This is a genomic window from Acidovorax sp. FG48 (assembly GCF_057809085.1).
Window position 1 is genome coordinate 262,060 of the sequence record NZ_JBMDJH010000004.1, and the last position, 19,028, is coordinate 281,087.

The window sequence follows — 19,028 nt, forward strand, 5'->3', positions numbered from 1 at the left end:
GCGTTTTTTAACGCCCTTTTTCATGGGTTCGGACCCTATAGTTCCTGCATCGGCTTAACCAAAAAGCAATGCAAGAAATGAAATCGGGGATCGTGAAATTCATAGCCATTTTGGCTATTGGAGTAATGAACTCCGGGTGCGCCCCGAGGTTCATCGACGTAGAGCAGCCGGTACCGCACGTGACCTGGGTAGAGCGCCAGGTTGAGACGGTCGGAAATGCTGTAGGCCCCTCTCAGGGCCGTGAATTCGTCCTTTCCACCAAAGAGAACAACGTGCTTGGCCCTGACGAGCGGGTTCGTTGGGTCGCGGGCGTTGACCTGGGCAAAAGCAAATTGCAGCGCTCATCTGAGCGTCTCGCAGGGGGTCCCATTGATGGACTTTTTGGGCAAGCGTCAAAAAACACATCGAGTCTAGTAGAGGTCCATCAATTCAATGTGGTTGGGGATGCTCTTTCGATTGAAGGTCAATTGTCATTGCAGCGATTCAATGGAAACAATGCGAATCGCTATTACGTCGAATTTCTCAATTCTGGACGAATGAGCGAATCGAGTGAAACGGAAATGACAAGCGCATGGAGATCGCTATCAGCGAAGCTTAAAGAACGGGGGCTGAACACAGCCAACGTAGTCCTTGGCGGCAGCAAGTACGAGCAGCGCACAAACGCAATCGTCATGGTGAGGATTGGAAAGTGAAAGAGCGTCCGATCCCTGACTACGTGGATGACCAGCTCCAGTTCTTCTTCTGGGAAGTGGATGAGTTTTTCCCCGCGCTCACGATCTTCATCGTGATGTTCATGTGGGACCAGCTCCTGATGGGCATCGTATTGACCGTCGTGTTCGTGAAGGCATTTGGTCGCTTCAAGACCAACAACATGCCTGGCGTTCTATTCCACATGGCCTGGTGGAGCGGCCTTATGGGAATGAACAAAAGGTTCCCCAATGGCGCTATCCGAGAGGCAGTGAAATGAAGTTTTTGGACATGCTTCGCAACATGAAGCAGCTGCAGGCGATGACCATCGTCTCGCTTGTATCCAACGTGATTCTGGCCCTTGGAGTCGTCTACGCGTTGATCACGGTTTCTAACTTGCGTGAGCGAGTTGTGTTGGTTCCGCCGAATCTGGATAAGCGTGCGCAGATCGCATGGGCCTCCGCAGACAAGGAATACCTCAAGAGCTTTGGTCTGTACATGGCGACGTTGGTTGGAAACATTCAACCCAAGTCATCGGCTGTTGTGCTCGATTCGGTCGGGGTGTTCATGGACCCTGGCATCTACAACGACTTTCGGCGGCAGCTTCTGGCCGTGATCGAGGACCCAGTTTTTAAGTCCTCTGGATCTGTCATCAGCTTTCTTCCAGCCTCTGTGCAGTACGAGGCAGAAACGACGCGCGTATTCATCACCGGAACGATCATCACCTCGACGGCGGGCTCGCAGAAGTATCAGAAGCATGTCACCTACGAGGTCGGCACCTCCATACGCGAAGGTCGTCCCTACGTCACGCACTTCACCAGTTACGAAGGCAACGTGCCTCGCTCAGTCACTTGGTGGGTCCAAAAGAACGGTCGCGACGGTTTGCCTATCCCCGATCACGCATTGCCCGATCGATGGAAGACGCAAAAGGCACAAGTGATCGCTCCATCAGCCTCTGATTTTGAGGTCATGAACACCGAAAAGACAGGTGCCGGTGAGCCCGTAGGCGTACCCGCTGCGGACGCCGTGGCGCCTGCAAGCGCCCAGGAAAAGAAGGAGTAAGGCACATGGCGTTGGTTAAAAAAATCTCAGCTCTTGCCATTGCCATCGGCTTTGCGTGGGGAGCGTTTGCGGCCGATGAGGCGCCCAAAGGCGTATCACAGCCGACCATCTCAGCTGTTCAAGCCTCAGCGGGCGAACTGGCGCAGGGTCAAGGATCTGGCCGATTTGTAGAGCGAGCAGGCACGGGATCGAGCAAAGCTGTCAGAACGGCAGCACCAGTCACGCTTCCAGCAGGACCTCTGGGCAAACCCACGAGCGACATCACCAAGCTGATTGGTGAAGCGCAAAAGGCCGGTGGCGAGGCCCTGGACCCAATCCAAAAGGAGATCAATCTTCCTGGGTTGAAAAAGGACGATCCTTCGCTGAAGCCATTCGTTCTGCACACCCGGAACGGTGTCAACGAAATCGTCCGTCTGTCCGGTCGTTTGCTCAACCGGATAGCCACTCCCTTCAAGTCCCCGATGGTGATCGACACCAGCGCATCGGACTACAAGGTCGTGGGCAGCGACATCTACTACACGCCAGCTGGCGACAAGCCCATTGGCCTTTTCATAGCCGATGAAGCGAACACCCAGCAAACGATCAGCCTGACGATTATCCCGGCCCATGACATTCCGGGCCAAAACCTGATCGTCAAGCTGGAAGACCTACGCACGGTCCAAAACCTCGCGGCAGCGCCATCTGAAGCTGAGTCGGAGGTGATGACTCCGCGTGCTAATGACTACACAAGCTTCGTTCGCTCCCTGCTGACACAAGCTGTTCGCGGTCGCATTACCGGCTTCTCGCCTGTACCGCTGGAGGGCGGGGTCGCCCGCATGGGGACCCTCGAAGTGGTCCCAGAAGTCTCCTTCGCAGGCTCTGTCGTTGACATCTACCGCTACAAGATTCGCAACACGAGCAGCGATCGCATGGATCTCCTTGAGACAGCCTTCTTCCGTAAAGGGGTGAAGGCAGTCAGCTTCTTCCCGCGTCTGTCACTGGCGCCAGGTGAAGACAGCTATGTATTCCTACTTGCAGACAAGCCTAAGGCCGCTGCCAGCTTTGGTGTGGAGGCCCAATGAGCATCGCCGACAGCTTTAACAACCTGCAGCCTAATCACAAGCGCACCATCATGCTCGTGGGAGCAGGTGTCCTTGTACTTGGCGTGAGCGTGGCAATCACGTCCATGGGCGATAAGAAATCTCGGAAAACTCCCCGAGCTGAAAAGCCCGAAGTGACCGTCGTTTCGCCAGCCCGCACTACCGGTGTGGAAGGCATGTCCAGCCAGCTCGCTGCACTTCAGAAGGGGCAAGAGGCCCTTGAGTCCAAGCTCAAGAAGTGGGGCGAGAGCCCGCCCGCATCGAAGAAGGAAGCGAACAAGGACGACGAGATCGGTGGGGTCGATAGCGCGCTGGAAATTCCATCATTGACGCCACAAACAAGCGTCTTCGAAGCGCCCACATCTCGACCTCCATCACTGCCACCACCACCGCCTTCGGCCCCAACTGCGGTGACGGGTAATTCAGAAGCTCCGTCGTCACCTGTGCAACCTGCGATGCCAGCAGCAAACACCAGCGCAGCTAACTCTGCTCAGCCTGAGTCTGCTGGAGCGAGTCGTATCCGCGTGGTGACATCACGTGGTGAGTTGAACTCGACTCAGGTAGCTGAAGTTGCCAAGAAGACTGAAGTAGTTGCCAAGAGCCCGAAGGCTCCCGAAGGAGCGTTCATTCCTGCGGGTTCGATGTTTACAGGGGTTCTCCTCAACGGGTTGGATGCGCCAACTTCAGCTGTCGCCCAGAAAAACCCGACACCCATTGTCATCCGCGTAAAGCGCGAAGCGCTTCTGCCCAACTTCGCAGCGATAGACGTGCGTGAGTGTTTTCTCATGGCAGCAGGATATGGCCAGCTGGCGAGCGAGCGGGCGATGGCGCGTGCTGAAAGCCTCTCTTGCGTCCGTTCTGATGGCCAGGTGATCGAGAACAAGCTCGATGCTTACATCGTTGGCTCAGATGGAAAAGTGGGCATTCAAGGCCGGTTGGTAAGCAAGCAGGGCCAGATGATTGCCCAGACGCTGATTGCCGGGGCGCTCGGCGGGGTTGGCCAAGCATTGACGCGTTCCCGCGTCCCTTCGCTCAACATCAACCCGACAGAAGGCGAAAACATCTACCAGTCGGAATCGTTGTCCTCGATCGGACAGTCGGGGTTGGCCGGAGGAATTTCGTCTTCGACAAACATGATCGCGAAGTTCTACCTGGACATGGCCAAAGAGACTTTCCCAGTTGTGGAGATTCCAGCTGGTGAAGTGGCGACGATCATCGTTACGCGCGGTACGAACCTTCCACTGAAGGGTTCGACGAATCTGCAGAAGTTCGTTGACCCCAACGAAAAGCAACGCGGGAACAACGCCCGTCGCGACCACGAGGAACTCCATCAGGAATCTCGTGCGCCTCAATCCCCCGCAGCCACAGCACTTGGCATGGCACAGCACTCAGCTGCCGGAATCGCCAATGGCGTCGCAAACGCAAAGAAACCCACATTCGAAAACGGCATTGGCTGGCAATGACTATGACCTCAATTTTCCGCTCCGCTTTGATGATTGCCGTTAGCGCGGCCTCCCTCGCACTGGGCGGTTGCTCTTCGCTCAACACTGCCAAGAACTCGGACTTTGCGTGTGACAACAGCGACTGCCCGACACCCCTTGAGGTGTATTCGCAAACAAACCACGCCCCCGCCTCAGTGAAGAACGGCCGGACACCGGAGTCATGGAAGCTCAACGGGGGAAAGAACGCCGACGCCAAGCGCGACAAAAAAGCGGATGCCCGTGAAGAACTCCGCATGGATTTGGCTGTCGCGGAACCTTCCGCGCAAATGCTCATGGGCGGTGCGCCAGCGCCTCAGCCGTTGCGCGAAGCCAGCCAGGTCATGCGCATCTGGATCGCTCCTTACATCGATCAACAGGACAACCTCAATTGGTCGGGTTACGTCTATTCCGAAGTCACACCACGCCGCTGGGCTGTGGGTGAACAAGAGGTCCGCCATCAGGGCCTCCCTCCCCAGTTTCTCCCTCGCTAACTCTCATCAACTCATAGGAAATTGGATATGAACCACTCCTCGAAAAAAATCGAAACCGCCTTGCTGCTGGCCATCGCCATCACTTTGCCCCTGCAGGCGATGGCAGGTGCAGGTGGCACGGAATTCACGCAGGTCTACGACCAGCTCACCGGCTGGGCGAACGGCACGCTGGGCAAAGTCCTCGGCGTGTCTGCGCTGCTGGTTGGTCTGGGCGTTGGCGTGATCAAGCAATCGGTGATTGCCGCCGTTGTCGGCATCGCTATGGCTCTGACCGCTGGCTTCGGCCCTGGTGTCATCGATGGTGTTGTGTCGTCTGGCGTAGCCATCGTCAACCCGATCTAAGACATCGAGCAACAGGGGGAGAAATCGAATGTCAGTAGTTCACGACAACATCCGCAGGGCGGCACAGCGCATCAACCCGGACGGGTTCCTTCCGGTGAACTCCTATGACCCAGAAACGGGGATCTTCTTCCTCGATGATGGGTATCTGGGTGTGTGCTACTGGGGTGATCCAGTGAACGGCGCTGACGACACGACAGCGGAAATGCTCAAGGGAGCATTTTCGCTATCGCTTCCAGAAGGAAGCTTTGTCCAGGTATCGCTGATCGGGATGCCTGATATTGACCGCCAGGTCGCCGCATACCGTGATCGGCGGAAGCAGGGTATTAATCGGCTGACCAATCCAGCCACGCGTAATGTTATCGAGGCCTACGCCGAACGACGCGCAGATTTCATTTCTCATTCAAGGTCTGTCTCAAACATCCCAACGATCGGGGTGAAGATGCTTGACCGAAAAGTTTTTGTCGCACTGAAGATCCCATTCAGTGGAATGACGCCCACAGAAAAGGACATGGACCTGGTTGCCGAATCTGGGGCCAAGCTCGCGGAGTCGCTGCAGGTAGTCGGGCTGTTTATGAGTCGCATGACGGCTGCTCAGTACGTCACGTTGGCGTACCGCCTGACTCATCCATTCAATGCTCCAAAGACCGATGAAATCCGCGAGGACCAATTGCTCAAGGAGCAGGTATTTGTTCCTGGGGAGAGCATCGACGTAGAAGTTGACCGGCTCGTCTTCAATGACGATACCTACGCACAGATGCTGTCGGTAGGCCGATGGCCAAAAGGCAATGATTTGTCTCTCATGGCCTACATGCTTGGCGATCCTCTGGGCGCCAACAACCAGATCAAGCTTCCTTACCACATCAACCTGACCCTGCACTACCCAGAGCAATACGCAAAGCGCTCTTCGGTGAAGCAGAAGTCTGCTTTCACAAACTACCAAGCGTTTGGTCCGCTGCTCCGGTTTGTTCCAAAGCTGCTTTTCAAGAAGCAGGGCCTTGATGTGCTTGTCAACGCAGTGGAGCAGGGCGCAACGGTGGTGGAGTCCTGCTTCAGCATCAGCGTCTACAGCAAAGACCGTGAAGAAAGCGTGCGTCAGATCGCTGCACTCAAGACGTACATGCAGTCCTTTGACTTCAGCATGGGCGAAGAAAAGCGCGTGATGCTGCCGACCTTCTGGAACGCCTTTCCATTGTTCCCGACAGCAGAGTCGATCAAGAACACGTTCAGATTCAAGACGCTGGCAGTTGAGCAAGCGATGACGTTTGCTCCGATGCTCGGTGAGTGGAAGGGTACTTCTACTGGGAAGCCTGGGACAGGTCACGCCATGCTGCTCCAAAGCCGCCGTGGACAGGTCATGAGCCTGGATCTTTACGACAGCCCAACGAACTACAACGGGGTTGTTTTCGCAGCTGCTGGATCGGGCAAGTCCTTCTTCACACAGGCCATGATTGCGGACTACCTATCGATCGGGGCCAAGGTCTGGGTGATTGATGTGGGCCGCTCGTATCTCAAGCTGGCAAAGATGCTGAGTGGGTCGTTTATCGAGTTCGGCTCGATGTCCGGGATCAGCTTGAATCCATTCTCTCGAATCGAAGACATCGACGAGGAGATTGGGCTGATTAAGTCTTTGATTGAAAAAATGGCCGCCCCCATTGACGGTCTCGAAGACTGGCATCGTTCACGTCTTGAAGAAGCGATCAAGGCCGTGTGGAGCACCAAGGGAAAGGCGACAACCATAACCGACGTGGCCACCTACCTGCTGGCTCAACAAGACACTCGGATCAGCGACTTGGGATCAATGCTGTTTCAGTTTACCCGCGACGGCTCTGAAGGCTACTGGTTCGACGGAAAGTGCAACATCGATCTGGATCAAGATCTTGTGGTGCTTGAGTTGGAGGAGCTGAAAGGAAAGCGTGTACTGCAGCAGCTCGTGCTGATGCAGTTGATCTCGTCTATCCAGCGGGAAATGTATCTCTCCAATGATGGGCGTCCCAAGATCCTCATCATTGATGAAGCCTGGGATCTGTTGAATGACCCGATCATCGCCCGTTTCATGGAAGACGCCTACCGTCGCTTCCGTAAGTACGGCGGGTCCGCGATTGTTGTGACCCAATCGATCGCCGACCTGTATTCGTCGCCATCTGGTATCGCAATCGCAGCGAACTCGGCTTTCAAATTCATTCTGCGTCAAAACGGCGAAACCATCCAGCAGGTCAAGAAAAACGAGTATCTCGCTCTCGGCGAGTACGGGTTCTATCTGCTCGGTACCGTTCATTCACAACCGGGGAAATTCAGCGAAGTCCTCATGTACACCGACCAGGGCATGGGCTTGGCCAGATTGGTGGTGGACCGCTTCACCCAGGTTCTCTTCTCTACCAGTGGCACAGAACGAACCGAGGTTATCAACTCAATTGAAAAGGGGGTTGATCCAGTAAGGGCCATCGAGAACTACATCGCCACATACGGCTAATGAAGAGAACCAAATGACTACAGAAACTACACCCGTACCCGTTGCAATAGATGTCGCTCAGAAGCGTAGCCCCGGGGGCATTGCTGCACTAGCGTTTGATGTCTTGGTGATCGTGGTCGTTTCACTCCTGACCATGATTCTCGCGATCCGGTTTGCACCTGCCATCGGGCTGTCGCTGGGTGGTTCAAAGAGTGATGGCCAATTCCTCGTAGCCAACATTGAGTCCTTGGCTCGTGAAGAAATGCTCGCCCTGGGCGATATGGTCCGTAAGGGTGAAATCCTGCCCGCAGAAATGCCTGCAAAAACTGAGAAGTTCAGCGATGAACTGATCAAGGTCCTCCAGGCATACGCGGACGAAACCGGCAAGGTTGTACTTCGCAAAGACTCCGTGGTGGCGGCTCCCGAATCCGTCGTCGATCTGACCGATGAAATTAGGACCAAGCTACTCAAGTCCGGTGCCATGCAGCCTTCTCATGAGCCAAAGGACAAGCCCTGAAATGGACCCGATCGCTGGTGCCGAAATAGGTGCGAGAAAGAGGAGCATTCCGGTCTGGCTGAAATTCTTGATTGGATTTCTGGCTGTGGATTTGGTGGCTATTGCCCTTGTTGTGGTCGGTCTTCTACTGACTGGCTTGCGGATTGGCGTTGATGTACAGCGCCTCATTGGAGAGCCAGCATGCATGCCGTCACTCTTGTATCTCTGGCACAAGCCTGATCGCGACACACCGCGCAAAGGCGACTACGTAGTGGCCAGGATGCCTGAAACGGGCATGTCCATCGGCGCTCGAAAGGGCGACAGGATTGTCAAACAAGTTGCTGCCACCGAAGGTGATCGAGTGCGGATTCAAGGCACTGAGCTGTGGATCAATGAAAAGCACACCGATCGGTTGTGGTTGTCAAAAAGCATTCCAGGAAAAGCACCCGGAGATTTCGACCGTGATTCCGTCATGGTTGAACACGAAATCTTCCTGATGGGCACCACCAAAGAGAGTTTTGATTCCAGATACTGGGGAACCCTGCGTCGTGAAGAAATTATTGGTTACGCGATTCCTTTGCTGTAGCGTCCTGACGGTGCTCTGCACTGGTACTGCCTTCACGGCAGATGAGAAGGTCCACATGCCGTGGACGGATCGTTCATCTGTTCCGCCCGTACCACTACATACAGCACCTCCTAGCCAAAGTCTGGGTGATCTCGGCTTTGGAACATCAAGGGGGGCGCCTTCTCTGTGGATGAATGAAGCTGTCGATCGTCATCGGAATGCCATTCCAGGCGTAAAGGAGGGTGAGTCAGCATCAATGGACTATGAGATGCAGGTATTCATCTCTGCCGGCATGCCAGAAGGGGTCCTTCGTCACCTCTTTGCGCAGGCGATGCAGTTTCCCCAAGGGAAAGTCCGTTTTGTGCTCCGTGGATTCACTCCCCAGCAACTCGGGCCACTTGTAAGCAAGCTGCGCGGCTTGTTCCCTGACCCATATAGCGATCACATTGCCCTTGAGGTTGATCCAAATGCATTTCGCACCTACAAGGTTGAAGCCGTTCCAGTCTTTCTGGTGAAGGAACAATCAAAGTGGTTTGAGGTTCAGGGAGCCCAAAGCCTTGATGCTGCGAAGGAGAACGTACGCAATCGCAGCCGAAAGGTTGTTGGTGAGATGTATGCCATCGCAGAGCCAGACATCCTCGCCGTGATCGAGGACCGGGCGAAGAAATTCGATTGGGCCCCTGTTTTAGCTCGCGCACAGGCGCGCATGGCCAACAACCTCAAGCCAGGTTTTGACTTGCCAACCGCAAACCGTACCGATACGCGGTATTTCACGCCTACCTTCACCGTACCGCATGACATCACTGCGCCATCACAGGCGGGGCAGGGTGAGACAGTTTTGGCTAGGGGAGGGCAGTCGTTCAACCTGCTTGATCACACGCGGCTCCAGGTTCCAGTCATCGTGTTTGATGCGTCCGATACCCGCCAGGTCAAGATGGTTCGCTCGTGGCTCATGCGCCCGGAATACAAGGATGCTGACCTTTTTGTGATCGGCAGCGACTTGACCTCGCGGAACGCTAAAACTCCGTTGACGACTGAACTGGGCAATGCATTCAAGCGGCCTGTCTACCCATGGCTTGCAAAGCTGAGCGAGCGCATGGGCGTCGATTCCGTCCCATCAATCGTTGTGCAAGACGGAAACCGCCTGCGCATTTCTTCCTTCGACCCGGAGAACCGGTGATGAAATTTCTCGGCGCGATCGCTTCGCTCCTTCTCGGGGCGGTGCTTTCCATCGGTGGTGCAAAGCCTGCTCACGCCCAGGGCGAGGCGTTGAACATTGGCTGCAACAGCTACAACCCGCTGGAAACCATGTTCTCCGATGTCTGCTGGTCTGGCATGTTCCCAATTCGCCTAGCTGGCGGAACTTTCATGAATGGGAAATCAGGTGTTCCTGCAGATGCTTCGCGCAAGGTTGTCTGCGCCTGTGGGGGTGACATCAAGAAGGGACAGCTTCCAAGAATTGGTTTCACCATTGGTTTCTGGGCACCAGCCAAGATCATGGACGTGACGCGCAAGCCCTACTGCATGCCATCACTCGGTGGAATCGAGATGCCCGTCGCTAGCGTTGAGTTCCTGAACTCGGGAGCCAACCGTGGGCGTAACGATCGCCAAGAAGCCTTTGCAAACTGGGTCTTGTACAGCTTCCCAATCGTCTACATGCTCCGCCTGCTGGACGATGGTGCCTGCCCGCCAGATGGGTTGACGGAGTTCGATCTGATTCAAGCGAGTCCGCTGTACCCAAACTGGAACGATGTGCTTGGTCGGTACACGACATTCATCAATCCGGAGATGTTGCTCTTTGCGAATGCTACCTCGTTGTTCGCAATGCCAATTGATGCAGCTGCCGCGACAGCAGGAAAGCCTCTGAACAATATGTTCTGGACGGCCGGGGCCTGGGGCCCTGTGTACCCGATCACAGGGTTCTTCGGGAACGGCGTGGGAAACATGAAGGACAACGTTGGGTTCACCAGCCTGACTGCTATGCGTGGGCTTTCGCTGATGCACCGCCTGGGCTTCCTGAATGAAACCATTGGGAACGACAGCCTTTGTGAACGCCAGATGCGTCCCATCATCCGCAAGGATGCCTATCGCTGGCAGATGCTCGCTCCGTCCCCTGAGTCCGACGGACGGTTGCCAGGCGCCCCACCACCTACGGCTACGACTTCTCAAGTCCAAGAGGTCAACCCGCCCTCACGCTTCAGCACCTGCACGCACCCCACTGGATCGAGTACCGCTGCTTGGGGCGTTTGGCGCGATGTACCAGCTACAGGTGAAGACCATTCCTATTTGATTTTCCAGTGGACCGACTGCTGCTTCGGCGCCACCCCCTGAGATAAAACGTATGGATACTGGAATTTCCAAATCGATGCGCTTTGGCGCGAGCGTGATGTTGGCATGGGCCACATGGGTGATGCCCGCTATGTGGAGCATGGCATATGCACAGTCTTTGCCATACCAGGAGCCGACCCAGGCCCAGATCGAGGCATCAACATCTCGCGGCAAAGAGTTCTCTACCCAAGATGAAGCCACCAGCGATACCCTCATCAACAAGCGAGCTTCAAAGATTCTGAGTGGCAGTTACCAGGGTACGGGTCAACTTCGCACCCCAAACTTCGCTGAAGACACCACCCCAGTGAGAACACCAAAGGTGGTTGCGGATCCAAACGAGAAGGCGAATGCCGAACGCCAAGCAGCGAGAGTGAAGCCTCGTACCCAACAGGAAATGGTCTCTGGGGCCCAGTCAGGCTCGGGTATTGGCTCAACCGTCTATGGCCAAATGGACGCTGGCAACAAGTCCCTTGCGACTGGACAAGTTGAACCAGGGGTAAACCAGACAAGCGGGAGTCGTGTAAACCTCCATGAGGTCATGCCAGGCTTCTCGTCCCCGGAGGTGAATCGCCTCGATCAGATGGGAGCTGACATTTACGCAAACCCTGAGAAGGCAAAGACGCTGGCTGAACAGAACAAGCGCAACCTGCGCCGGGATGGCTGTCGCCGTACTCAGTTCATGCCGTTGACCTTGCAGAACATTGATCTCGCACCGTCTTCCGCCGATCATCGAATCCTGAAGGTGGAGTTTTTTGACCTGGTGAAAGAGCCGATTCCCGGTACTAACCCCGTGGAATATCAGACCATTACCAAGCCAAGTACCTACAAGCGCGGCCAGGTCAAGATGAGTGTGGCTACTCTTGGTGCGTCATCGACTGTGTGGTGGGACAAGGTGGATGAGACCTTTGCCATTCGCTACACGTACACCCCATTTACGAATCCAAAGAACAGGAATTTCTTCACGTACAACCACTGGTGGGCGATGAAGAACGCTTCAGGTTCTTTTGAGCGCATCGTGAACCAAGGTCTCGTGAGCTACGGATCTCCCTCGGATGGGTGGACGCCCGTTCTTGGCTACACCCTTCCGTACGGGGCATCTGCGCTATATCTCTCTGCAGATCTATACCAGACCGAGGTCAATTACTACGAAGGAACAGAGGGTGTTCCGTGCCCTCCCGACCCACCTGAGACTTGCGAAGTTCCGGCTATGGGTGGAGGAGTGATTCGGTTCTGTCCAGGCTCTTTCGGATCCAACATCGCGTTGATGTATGACGATCAGGCAAACCCAAACGATCGCCGATATGGCAAGGCCATCAACGACACATTGTCGGTGAATGCATCACGCAAGGACTACAAGAACGATGCAGGTGTCACCGCAGGCGTGATGCGCGGCCTCAATGCCTCAAGCAGTGAAAAGGCGCAGGAGCTGATTGGCAGTTGCCGTCGCGACGCAATATCTCGGATTGAGGTGAATCAGGGCAAGCCATACGGCATTCCGGACATCAACACGTGCTCCGAGACACTCATCAATCCATACCCTCAGGGCTGCAAAAACATTCAGCGTTCGTTTGGCCTGACATACATGGGCGAACACAACTTCATGACAGTGCGGGCCTTCATGAAGACCAAGGTTCCAATCATCGACCCCCAGACGGGTAAGCAAATCAAGGATACGGATGGGAACCCGCTGTTCACATACCGGAAGGACCCCGCCAACGTGGCTGGTCCCATTCGCACTGATTTCACCATCATGGGAGCTGCTACTTGCCCTGGCGGGAACTGCTCGACCGAGATACCAGATGATCCGCGAGGTGGGAGCGAGGGGTACTACGTCGAGTACACACACACACCCATGGGTGGTGACCCAAAGACATATGCCTTTGATGGCGTCTACGTGCAAGGTGGAGGTACAAGCAACTTCACTCACTATGGTGAAGCGTCTGCTAATTGGATGCCAACCGGTTCAGCAGCAGGTGATGGATCGCTTCACCAAGTGAGGTTGATGGCCAAGGCCTACAACATCCCGATCAATACCTTTGCTGGTTGTGAAAAGTACATGCAGTACGTTGCTGACGGCTTTTGCCGTGGTGGCAAGTTGACCTGCGTAGCTACGTCGCCGACGAGAACCGTGGGCGGCGTGACCTTTGGGCCTGGTCTCCCCAATAGCGGCATCGTGACTCTTCTGAAGAAGTGGGGAACCGAGTCCACCGCTGTTTTTCCTGACTATGAGGGCGGAGACAGCCCTGACCCGACGCCAACGGGCCCTGGACTGACCATGCTCGAAGACGCAATGTGCTGGGAAGCGCAGGGCGAATCATTTACGAGCTGCTCGACGATGCAAGATGAAGGAAGCCTCAAGCGGTTCTTCAAGGGGCAGGAGGAGTGGGGTACAGATTGCCATATTGCGAGCGACCCTGAGGGTAAGCCTCTTGAGTCCTCTGGGATGTGCAAACGCGCACCCGCTCTGGATAGCTGTGACACTCGGTTTGAGGGACTCTATACGGGCCAGTGCTACAACCCGACCGTTGCATACGACTGCGGCACAACAAAGCAGTCGAACCTTCCAGTAGTCGTGGAGGAGCTTGGCGACGCTTGTACTGGAGCTATGCGGTGCCTCGGCACCGAGTGCCACCGGCCGAACCTGACAGGCTCACACGGTGGAGAGTTTGCCCAGGCAGTTTCCGGAATGGAGGCACTGAACTTCATGATCAGCGAAATGGTGTGCGCCGAGACGGGAGCGACACCTACGAGCGCTGAGCAGGCCTGCACGCCCATGGTCTTCGGCGGCAAACCGATGTACTGCAAGATCCCAATCGGACATCAGATTGGCCTGACTCCCAACTGCTGCAAGGAGGCGAAGAAAAACGCGGGCGGGGCACCATCATGGATCGACTACCTGAAAGCGACGTATGCACTCTACAAAATTACGCGCAACCAGACTTTCCAGCAGTTCATGTCGAACTACGACGCTTACAACCAAACGGCCAACTACTTGGGCGAGATCGCGAAACCTGTTCAGAACATGCTGGACAGTGCATCCGGCTTCATTACAGACAAAGTAGTGACTCCATTCCGTGCGGGCTTCGATAACCTGTTTGGAGGCTTTGGTTCGGGTGGGCAGATCATGGGACCGCCTGCGTCTCTGGCTGTTGATGCACCTGTCAAGATGCCTTCAATCTCGGGGGTGATCGACTCCTTTACCCAAACGCTGATGAAGTCCGCAAGCGAGGTACTGAAAGCTATTGGTGGAGGTCCTGAGTTGTCCGCCATGTTCTTTTCAGAAACTACCCTTGCCAATGGAGCTACTCGGTTTGAGATGACGGCAATGATGCAGAACATTGCTTTGGTCTTCCAAATCTACTCGGTCCTTCAACTCATTGGACACATCATTTTTGCATGCAAACAGGAAGAGTACGAGTGGGGTATGAATGACAAATGGAAGTTATGCACATTCGTTGATTCATGTTGTGCCAAAAAGGTGTTTTTGCTTGGGTGTGTTGAAAAGCGGCAACTCTACTGTTGCTACAAATCAATTGTCGCGCGAGTGATGTCTGAGCAGATCATCAAGAAGAACTTGGTGGCGAATCGACCTTATGGATATCGCACGAGTACCAGTGGCCAGCCCCTTGGAAAATGCGATATCAACTGCGGCGGATTTACGCCATTTGAGTTGGCTTCGGTGGATTGGTCTCGGGTAGATCTAACGGAGTGGACGGATACATTGGTCGAAAGCGGCCTCCTAAACCCAGCTGATCCCAGAACAAACTTTGGTGTGTCCAAGAACACTGTGGAATCGACAATGACTGTTGGACGTGCAAAGGATGAAGAAGGAAAATTTGATCAGCGCGTTGGAGCAGTCAAGAGCGCAGAGGGCTGGATTCAGAATTCCGACAAGGTGACCGACTTTGCCGAATCCCTTCGTGAAGAAGGTGTCCAACATTGCTATGTGAACGACAAGAAGATGCCCTTTACCTATCCTGGGTGTGTGATGAAGTGAAAAATTCGAGCAGAACCATGGTCATTTTCTGCACACCACCGTTGAAAAAAAAACCGTAGTCAAACTCGAAACATAACCTCAGGGGGCGCTGGCCATAGTCAGCGCCCTTTTTCTTTTGCGGTCCTTGAAACGGGGCTGAACAGGTCGCTTTTCGGCACCGTTTTTTTGGGCCAATTCCATACGATCAGGGAAGTGCGAATACACAGCGCACACCAGCGACCTTCATCCAGTTGTTAGCCATTCGATGGCGCACTGGCAATCGTATTGATCAGACCCCCCAACTCATTTTCAGACAGACGTGCAAGAGGAAGGCAAGTATCTCCTGGTGATCGTGACCGTCCTGGCCGTGGCTGCATTGGGCATTCTGGCCCTGGCCGCTAAAAACGAGAGCAAACGGTCACATGGGCCGTCGAAGCGGGCACGAGGTGATTCGAGAGTGAACACAAAAAAATCTGAAACAAGGCGCACTAAGGGCGCCCAAGTCCAGATGGACGCAGTTCCTGATGCTTTACCTGAGAGTCGTTTGATCATTCCTCCACCAGATGAGCCTCGTATCGAAGCAATCGCCCCCAAAAACGACAGAGCGAGGATCTTCTGATGTTGCGCACGCTTGCCGTTACTTTCTTCGTTTCACCCGTACTCGCTGCTTTCGCTGCTGGCCCTGTTGCTGACGCTGTAGACCCAGTTGTCCAAGCAATTCGCGAGTCAGCCCAAGACAACTCGCGGCTGTCATCCTGCGTAGCCTTGGCCAATGCAAACAAGCAAGTCTCAACGCCAGAGTCGGCCGCAGTGCGCCGTAAAGCCATCGAGCAGGTAAGTGCTCGACTCAAGAGAAATGAGCCAGCCATGCTTCGGGCACGTGCAGATGCTGCGCGTAAAGGGTTGTACGGCTTCAAGCAGGATCCAGACATGGCACTGCGCTTGTACGAGCGGGCAAAAACCCCCGATGCGGGTCTCAACGCTGCGCTGATCCTCTTCAAAGGGGGGGCAGATCCTATGGAAGCGGCGACGGCTAAGCGAATAGTCGATGTCCTCACCAAAAGCGGTGCATCGCTCCCGAATTCAAGAGGTAGCACGGGTTCACAGGCGCACTACATCGCTGGACTCGTCCATGAATCTGGTGCCACCGGTGATGCAGATCCAAAGCGCGCATTCGAGCACTACCGCGCTTCTGCAAGGAACGGATATGTGCCAGGCGCTTTTCACTACTTGCGATTGCTGTCTCAAACCCTCCCCAAACTACCCGATTCAGAAAGATCCGTAGTTATGCAGGAGCTGCGGATGATGATGACTCGATGGCGCTGGCAGTCGGCGGACATCATGCTTTTGAACGGTGACATGTACGCCGCTAAGTGGATCCCTGATGAAGATGGTTTTCTCGCTCAATACCACTGGCGAATGGCGCAACGCATGGGGGGGCCAAAGGAAGTCCGTGACTTTGAAGATGCTCTCAAGACACGTCTCAAGAAGCTTTCCCCTGAGAAAGAAAAAAGGCTTGAAGAGGCCGTCGAGTCTGGCATCCGAAATGTCATGGCAGTGAAACACGAATTGGAGTTTGCAGACCTATGCGCCGAATGAACTATGCATTGACAAGGGTCCTTGCTCTAGTAGCAATGGCCGTGTTTGGGCTCATTCTTATGGCCCCGGCCTTCGCGGTTGATGGTTTCATTAAGGACAAGGAGGAGGGCTGGTTCTGGTATCAGCGCGATCCCGAGCCTCCGGAACCTAAACCAATTCCTAAGCGGCCTCCGCCGCCTCCCATGCCACAGGCCCCTCCCAAGAAGGTGGAGCCAGCGAAGCCAAGTGCGCTTTCTGTGGAATGGTTCCAAAAGGAATACCCGCAGATCCTCAATGCTGCCATTGATGATCCAACGGCCGAGAACGTCCAGAAGTATCGCTATGCAACGCGTGTGATGCTCGATAAGGCCAGCAACTTCACACACGTGTTTCAACGCCAATCGCTGCTTGACCCACTGCTGGATGAGTCGATTCGAACACCGTTTTCAAGCGCGGCACGAGGTAGCTTCCAGGCGTTGACAGACAAGGAGCGTACTGAGGCTGTGAACAGCATCAACAAGGCTGCAGGCCTCTGGGTCTTCCTGGATGAGAAGTGCCCCTTCTGCGCGCTGCAGTACCCACTTGTCGCCCGCACAGCGAAGGAAAGGGGATTCATCGTTACTTACATCACTCCTGATGGAAAGCGACCCCCCTGGATGTCTCCGAAAGACGAGTTGCTCGCTGACAGCGGTCAGTCCAAGTACCTGCGAATTGGTGTCCGACCTGCCGTGGCATTGGTCGTTCCCCCGGCAAAGATCACGGTTTTGACGCAGGGAATGTTGTCACAGGATCTGCTTGAAGAACGGATCTTGCACGCGGGAGACGAGGCCGGATTGCTGTCGGCGGAGTTGCGCAAGAAGGCCTTTCCGAACGAACGAGGTCTCTTGACGACAGACGACATCAAAGAAATCGGTAGGGAGTTGGATTCGAACCCCAATGGCCTGACCACGAACGTACAGCAGCGAATTGAAAAGAGGTTCTAAGTGAATAACTCCCAGCCCAAAAGAAATCAACGCCTCTGGCTTCGCTTTAACTCGCTCGCGCTGGCTGCGGCGATGACGTTGACATGCCTTCCTACCACCAGCCAGGCGGGTTTGAAGGAGGCAATGAACCAGATGTTTGTGTCGGCCTCGACCAATCCGCAAATGATCGACACCCAGCGGCTGAAGGGTGTGTATGGCGGCTCAATGTCGCTTCGACCTGCAGGGCAGGGCATCAACATCCTCCAGTTTGCTCCGCCACGAATTGACGCTGGGTGCGGCGGTATTGATGTTTTCTTTGGAAGCTTTTCGTTTATCAATGGTGCGCAGTTTGAACAGCTGGTGCGATCCATTGCTGCCAATGCCGTTGGGTTCGCCATCAAGTCAGCAATTAACGGAATGTGCAGCCCATGTGGAGCCATTCTTCAGGAGCTTGAAGCTGCTATTCGCGAACTGAATGCAATGGCGAAAAACACATGTGCGATCGCCAAGGCCATGTTCGATAAGGACGCATCCGACAAACTCATGGAGCGGGCTTCGAAAATCGGTGAGCACCTTAAAACCGCAACAAATCGGGTTTCAGATGCTTTGGCTGCCAACAATCAGTCCCAGTCGGAGCCTCCTTCGAAAACAGCAAAAGGTGGTAGCGAGAACACTAAAGATAACAACCCAATGTATGGGAATTTGGTGTACAGGGCGGCTAAAGAGACGCTCAATGGGGGCACAAACACCCTTCGTGCATTTCTAAGTGAGACCGAGGCAATAGAGATGATCCTCGGCCTTTTCGGGACAGTAATCGTTACGCCCGCTCCCAGTACAGGTGCGACGTGCCCGGATTCGTCTCCAGAACGTTGTGACCAACCACCACTTCCGTATGGGCCTGTTATCGCGGAATGGGGGCAGCTCTTTGATCCTGAGAAATTCTCGGATGCTGGAGTTAAGGTTTACAAATGCGCTGATTCTGCGTGCGAAAGAATGACAACTGGAAATATTCCATTGTCGAGCTGGGGTGGTGTCCAGAAAGTTATTAATTTGGCTATGTTTGGGGTCGAAAATCCATCGACCGTATCAAGTTCGAGTTATACGCCGAACTCGATTGTGGGGTCCTTTGTCCACAAGGTTCCACTTACAAATTCAAGCATTGACCCAAGATCGAAAAAGCTGATTGAAATACTTCCGCTTCCTATTCTCAATGCCATGATGGAGGTTCAACATATCAAAGGAGGTCCGGAACTGCTCGGTCTTCAAGTTGCCAACATGATGCCTCAATATTTTGAGTATCTATTGGCGACAGAGCTGTTGACGATTGGGAACAATGTCTTTTCCTCGCAAAGCAAAACTAGCCCGCCTGCGGGATATCAGGAAAATCTGTATCTAAAAGCACAAACGCTTAAGCGGCCCGCAGCTACAGAGTTGGCTGACATGATGAATAAGTCCATCGATTCAGTTAGAAGCATGAGAGCACTGGCGGGTTCCAACCTCCAAACCAGCAGTGGCGGAAGTAGAAAGTAGAG

At 54.5% G+C, this 19,028-nt stretch carries 16 protein-coding genes; all 16 read left to right on the plus strand.

Annotated features, from left to right (window positions below; genetic code table 11):
• Positions 1-68: 68 nt before the first annotated feature.
• On the plus strand, positions 69-692 hold the full coding sequence (locus ACODSU_RS08230; RefSeq protein ID WP_488841523.1) for a hypothetical protein: 624 nt from the start codon (positions 69-71) through the stop codon (positions 690-692).
• Complete coding sequence (gene traL, locus ACODSU_RS08235) at positions 689-967, plus strand: type IV conjugative transfer system protein TraL (protein WP_436078788.1); 279 nt, start codon at positions 689-691, stop codon at positions 965-967. The genes ACODSU_RS08230 and traL overlap by 4 nt, the downstream gene beginning before the upstream one ends.
• Positions 964-1,749, plus strand: a complete 786-nt coding sequence (locus ACODSU_RS08240; RefSeq protein ID WP_488841526.1) for a TraE/TraK family type IV conjugative transfer system protein — start codon at positions 964-966, stop codon at positions 1,747-1,749. Before traL ends, ACODSU_RS08240 begins: the two co-directional genes overlap by 4 nt.
• 5 nt (positions 1,750-1,754) lie before the next feature.
• Positions 1,755-2,810, plus strand: a complete 1,056-nt coding sequence (locus ACODSU_RS08245; protein WP_488841528.1) for a hypothetical protein — start codon at positions 1,755-1,757, stop codon at positions 2,808-2,810.
• Complete coding sequence (locus tag ACODSU_RS08250) at positions 2,807-4,291, plus strand: TraB/TrbI/VirB10 family type IV secretion system protein (RefSeq protein ID WP_488841530.1); 1,485 nt, start codon at positions 2,807-2,809, stop codon at positions 4,289-4,291. The genes ACODSU_RS08245 and ACODSU_RS08250 overlap by 4 nt, the downstream gene beginning before the upstream one ends.
• Positions 4,292-4,293: 2 nt before the next feature.
• Positions 4,294-4,800 (plus strand): type IV conjugative transfer system lipoprotein TraV, encoded by a 507-nt coding sequence (traV, locus tag ACODSU_RS08255; protein WP_488841532.1) that lies wholly within the window; start codon positions 4,294-4,296, stop codon positions 4,798-4,800.
• Positions 4,801-4,827: 27 nt separating this feature from the next.
• Positions 4,828-5,142, plus strand: coding sequence for a TraA family conjugative transfer protein (traA, locus tag ACODSU_RS08260; protein ID WP_436078793.1), 315 nt, complete (start codon positions 4,828-4,830; stop codon positions 5,140-5,142).
• Positions 5,143-5,170: 28 nt separating this feature from the next.
• Entirely contained in the window at positions 5,171-7,612 is a 2,442-nt protein-coding gene (traC, locus tag ACODSU_RS08265) for a type IV secretion system protein TraC (RefSeq protein WP_488841535.1), read from the plus strand.
• A 13-nt stretch (positions 7,613-7,625) separates the two neighbouring features.
• Complete coding sequence (locus ACODSU_RS08270) at positions 7,626-8,108, plus strand: TrbI F-type domain-containing protein (RefSeq protein ID WP_488841537.1); 483 nt, start codon at positions 7,626-7,628, stop codon at positions 8,106-8,108.
• 1 nt (position 8,109) lies between these two features.
• Positions 8,110-8,673, plus strand: coding sequence for a S26 family signal peptidase (locus ACODSU_RS08275; protein WP_488841539.1), 564 nt, complete (start codon positions 8,110-8,112; stop codon positions 8,671-8,673).
• A 169-nt stretch (positions 8,674-8,842) separates the two neighbouring features.
• Positions 8,843-9,832, plus strand: coding sequence for a TrbC family F-type conjugative pilus assembly protein (locus ACODSU_RS08280; protein WP_488841541.1), 990 nt, complete (start codon positions 8,843-8,845; stop codon positions 9,830-9,832).
• Positions 9,832-10,983 (plus strand): TraU family protein, encoded by a 1,152-nt coding sequence (locus ACODSU_RS08285; RefSeq protein WP_488841543.1) that lies wholly within the window; start codon positions 9,832-9,834, stop codon positions 10,981-10,983. Before ACODSU_RS08280 ends, ACODSU_RS08285 begins: the two co-directional genes overlap by 1 nt.
• 10 nt (positions 10,984-10,993) lie before the next feature.
• A complete protein-coding gene (traN, locus tag ACODSU_RS08290) occupies positions 10,994-14,977 on the plus strand; it encodes a conjugal transfer protein TraN (protein WP_488841545.1) in 3,984 nt (1,327 codons plus the stop codon).
• A gap of 597 nt (positions 14,978-15,574) precedes the next feature.
• Positions 15,575-16,555, plus strand: coding sequence for an SEL1-like repeat protein (locus ACODSU_RS08295; RefSeq protein ID WP_488841547.1), 981 nt, complete (start codon positions 15,575-15,577; stop codon positions 16,553-16,555).
• The gene (traF, locus tag ACODSU_RS08300; RefSeq protein ID WP_436078801.1) at positions 16,552-17,517 is read left to right on the plus strand and encodes a conjugal transfer protein TraF; all 966 of its coding nucleotides are present in this window, start codon (positions 16,552-16,554) and stop codon (positions 17,515-17,517) included. The genes ACODSU_RS08295 and traF overlap by 4 nt, the downstream gene beginning before the upstream one ends.
• A complete protein-coding gene (locus ACODSU_RS08305) occupies positions 17,518-19,026 on the plus strand; it encodes a conjugal transfer protein TraH (RefSeq protein WP_436078802.1) in 1,509 nt (502 codons plus the stop codon).
• Positions 19,027-19,028: the final 2 nt, after the last annotated feature.

Coding starts and splice junctions, on each gene's coding strand:
- ACODSU_RS08230 (WP_488841523.1), top strand. CDS start 69: ATGCAAGAAATGAAATCGGGGATCGTGAAATTCATAGCCATTTTGGCT.
- ACODSU_RS08240 (WP_488841526.1), top strand. CDS start 964: ATGAAGTTTTTGGACATGCTTCGCAACATGAAGCAGCTGCAGGCGATG.
- ACODSU_RS08245 (WP_488841528.1), top strand. CDS start 1,755: ATGGCGTTGGTTAAAAAAATCTCAGCTCTTGCCATTGCCATCGGCTTT.
- ACODSU_RS08250 (WP_488841530.1), top strand. CDS start 2,807: ATGAGCATCGCCGACAGCTTTAACAACCTGCAGCCTAATCACAAGCGC.
- traV (WP_488841532.1), top strand. CDS start 4,294: ATGACCTCAATTTTCCGCTCCGCTTTGATGATTGCCGTTAGCGCGGCC.
- traA (WP_436078793.1), top strand. CDS start 4,828: ATGAACCACTCCTCGAAAAAAATCGAAACCGCCTTGCTGCTGGCCATC.
- traC (WP_488841535.1), top strand. CDS start 5,171: ATGTCAGTAGTTCACGACAACATCCGCAGGGCGGCACAGCGCATCAAC.
- ACODSU_RS08270 (WP_488841537.1), top strand. CDS start 7,626: ATGACTACAGAAACTACACCCGTACCCGTTGCAATAGATGTCGCTCAG.
- ACODSU_RS08275 (WP_488841539.1), top strand. CDS start 8,110: ATGGACCCGATCGCTGGTGCCGAAATAGGTGCGAGAAAGAGGAGCATT.
- ACODSU_RS08280 (WP_488841541.1), top strand. CDS start 8,843: ATGAATGAAGCTGTCGATCGTCATCGGAATGCCATTCCAGGCGTAAAG.
- ACODSU_RS08285 (WP_488841543.1), top strand. CDS start 9,832: ATGAAATTTCTCGGCGCGATCGCTTCGCTCCTTCTCGGGGCGGTGCTT.
- traN (WP_488841545.1), top strand. CDS start 10,994: ATGGATACTGGAATTTCCAAATCGATGCGCTTTGGCGCGAGCGTGATG.
- ACODSU_RS08295 (WP_488841547.1), top strand. CDS start 15,575: ATGTTGCGCACGCTTGCCGTTACTTTCTTCGTTTCACCCGTACTCGCT.
- traF (WP_436078801.1), top strand. CDS start 16,552: ATGAACTATGCATTGACAAGGGTCCTTGCTCTAGTAGCAATGGCCGTG.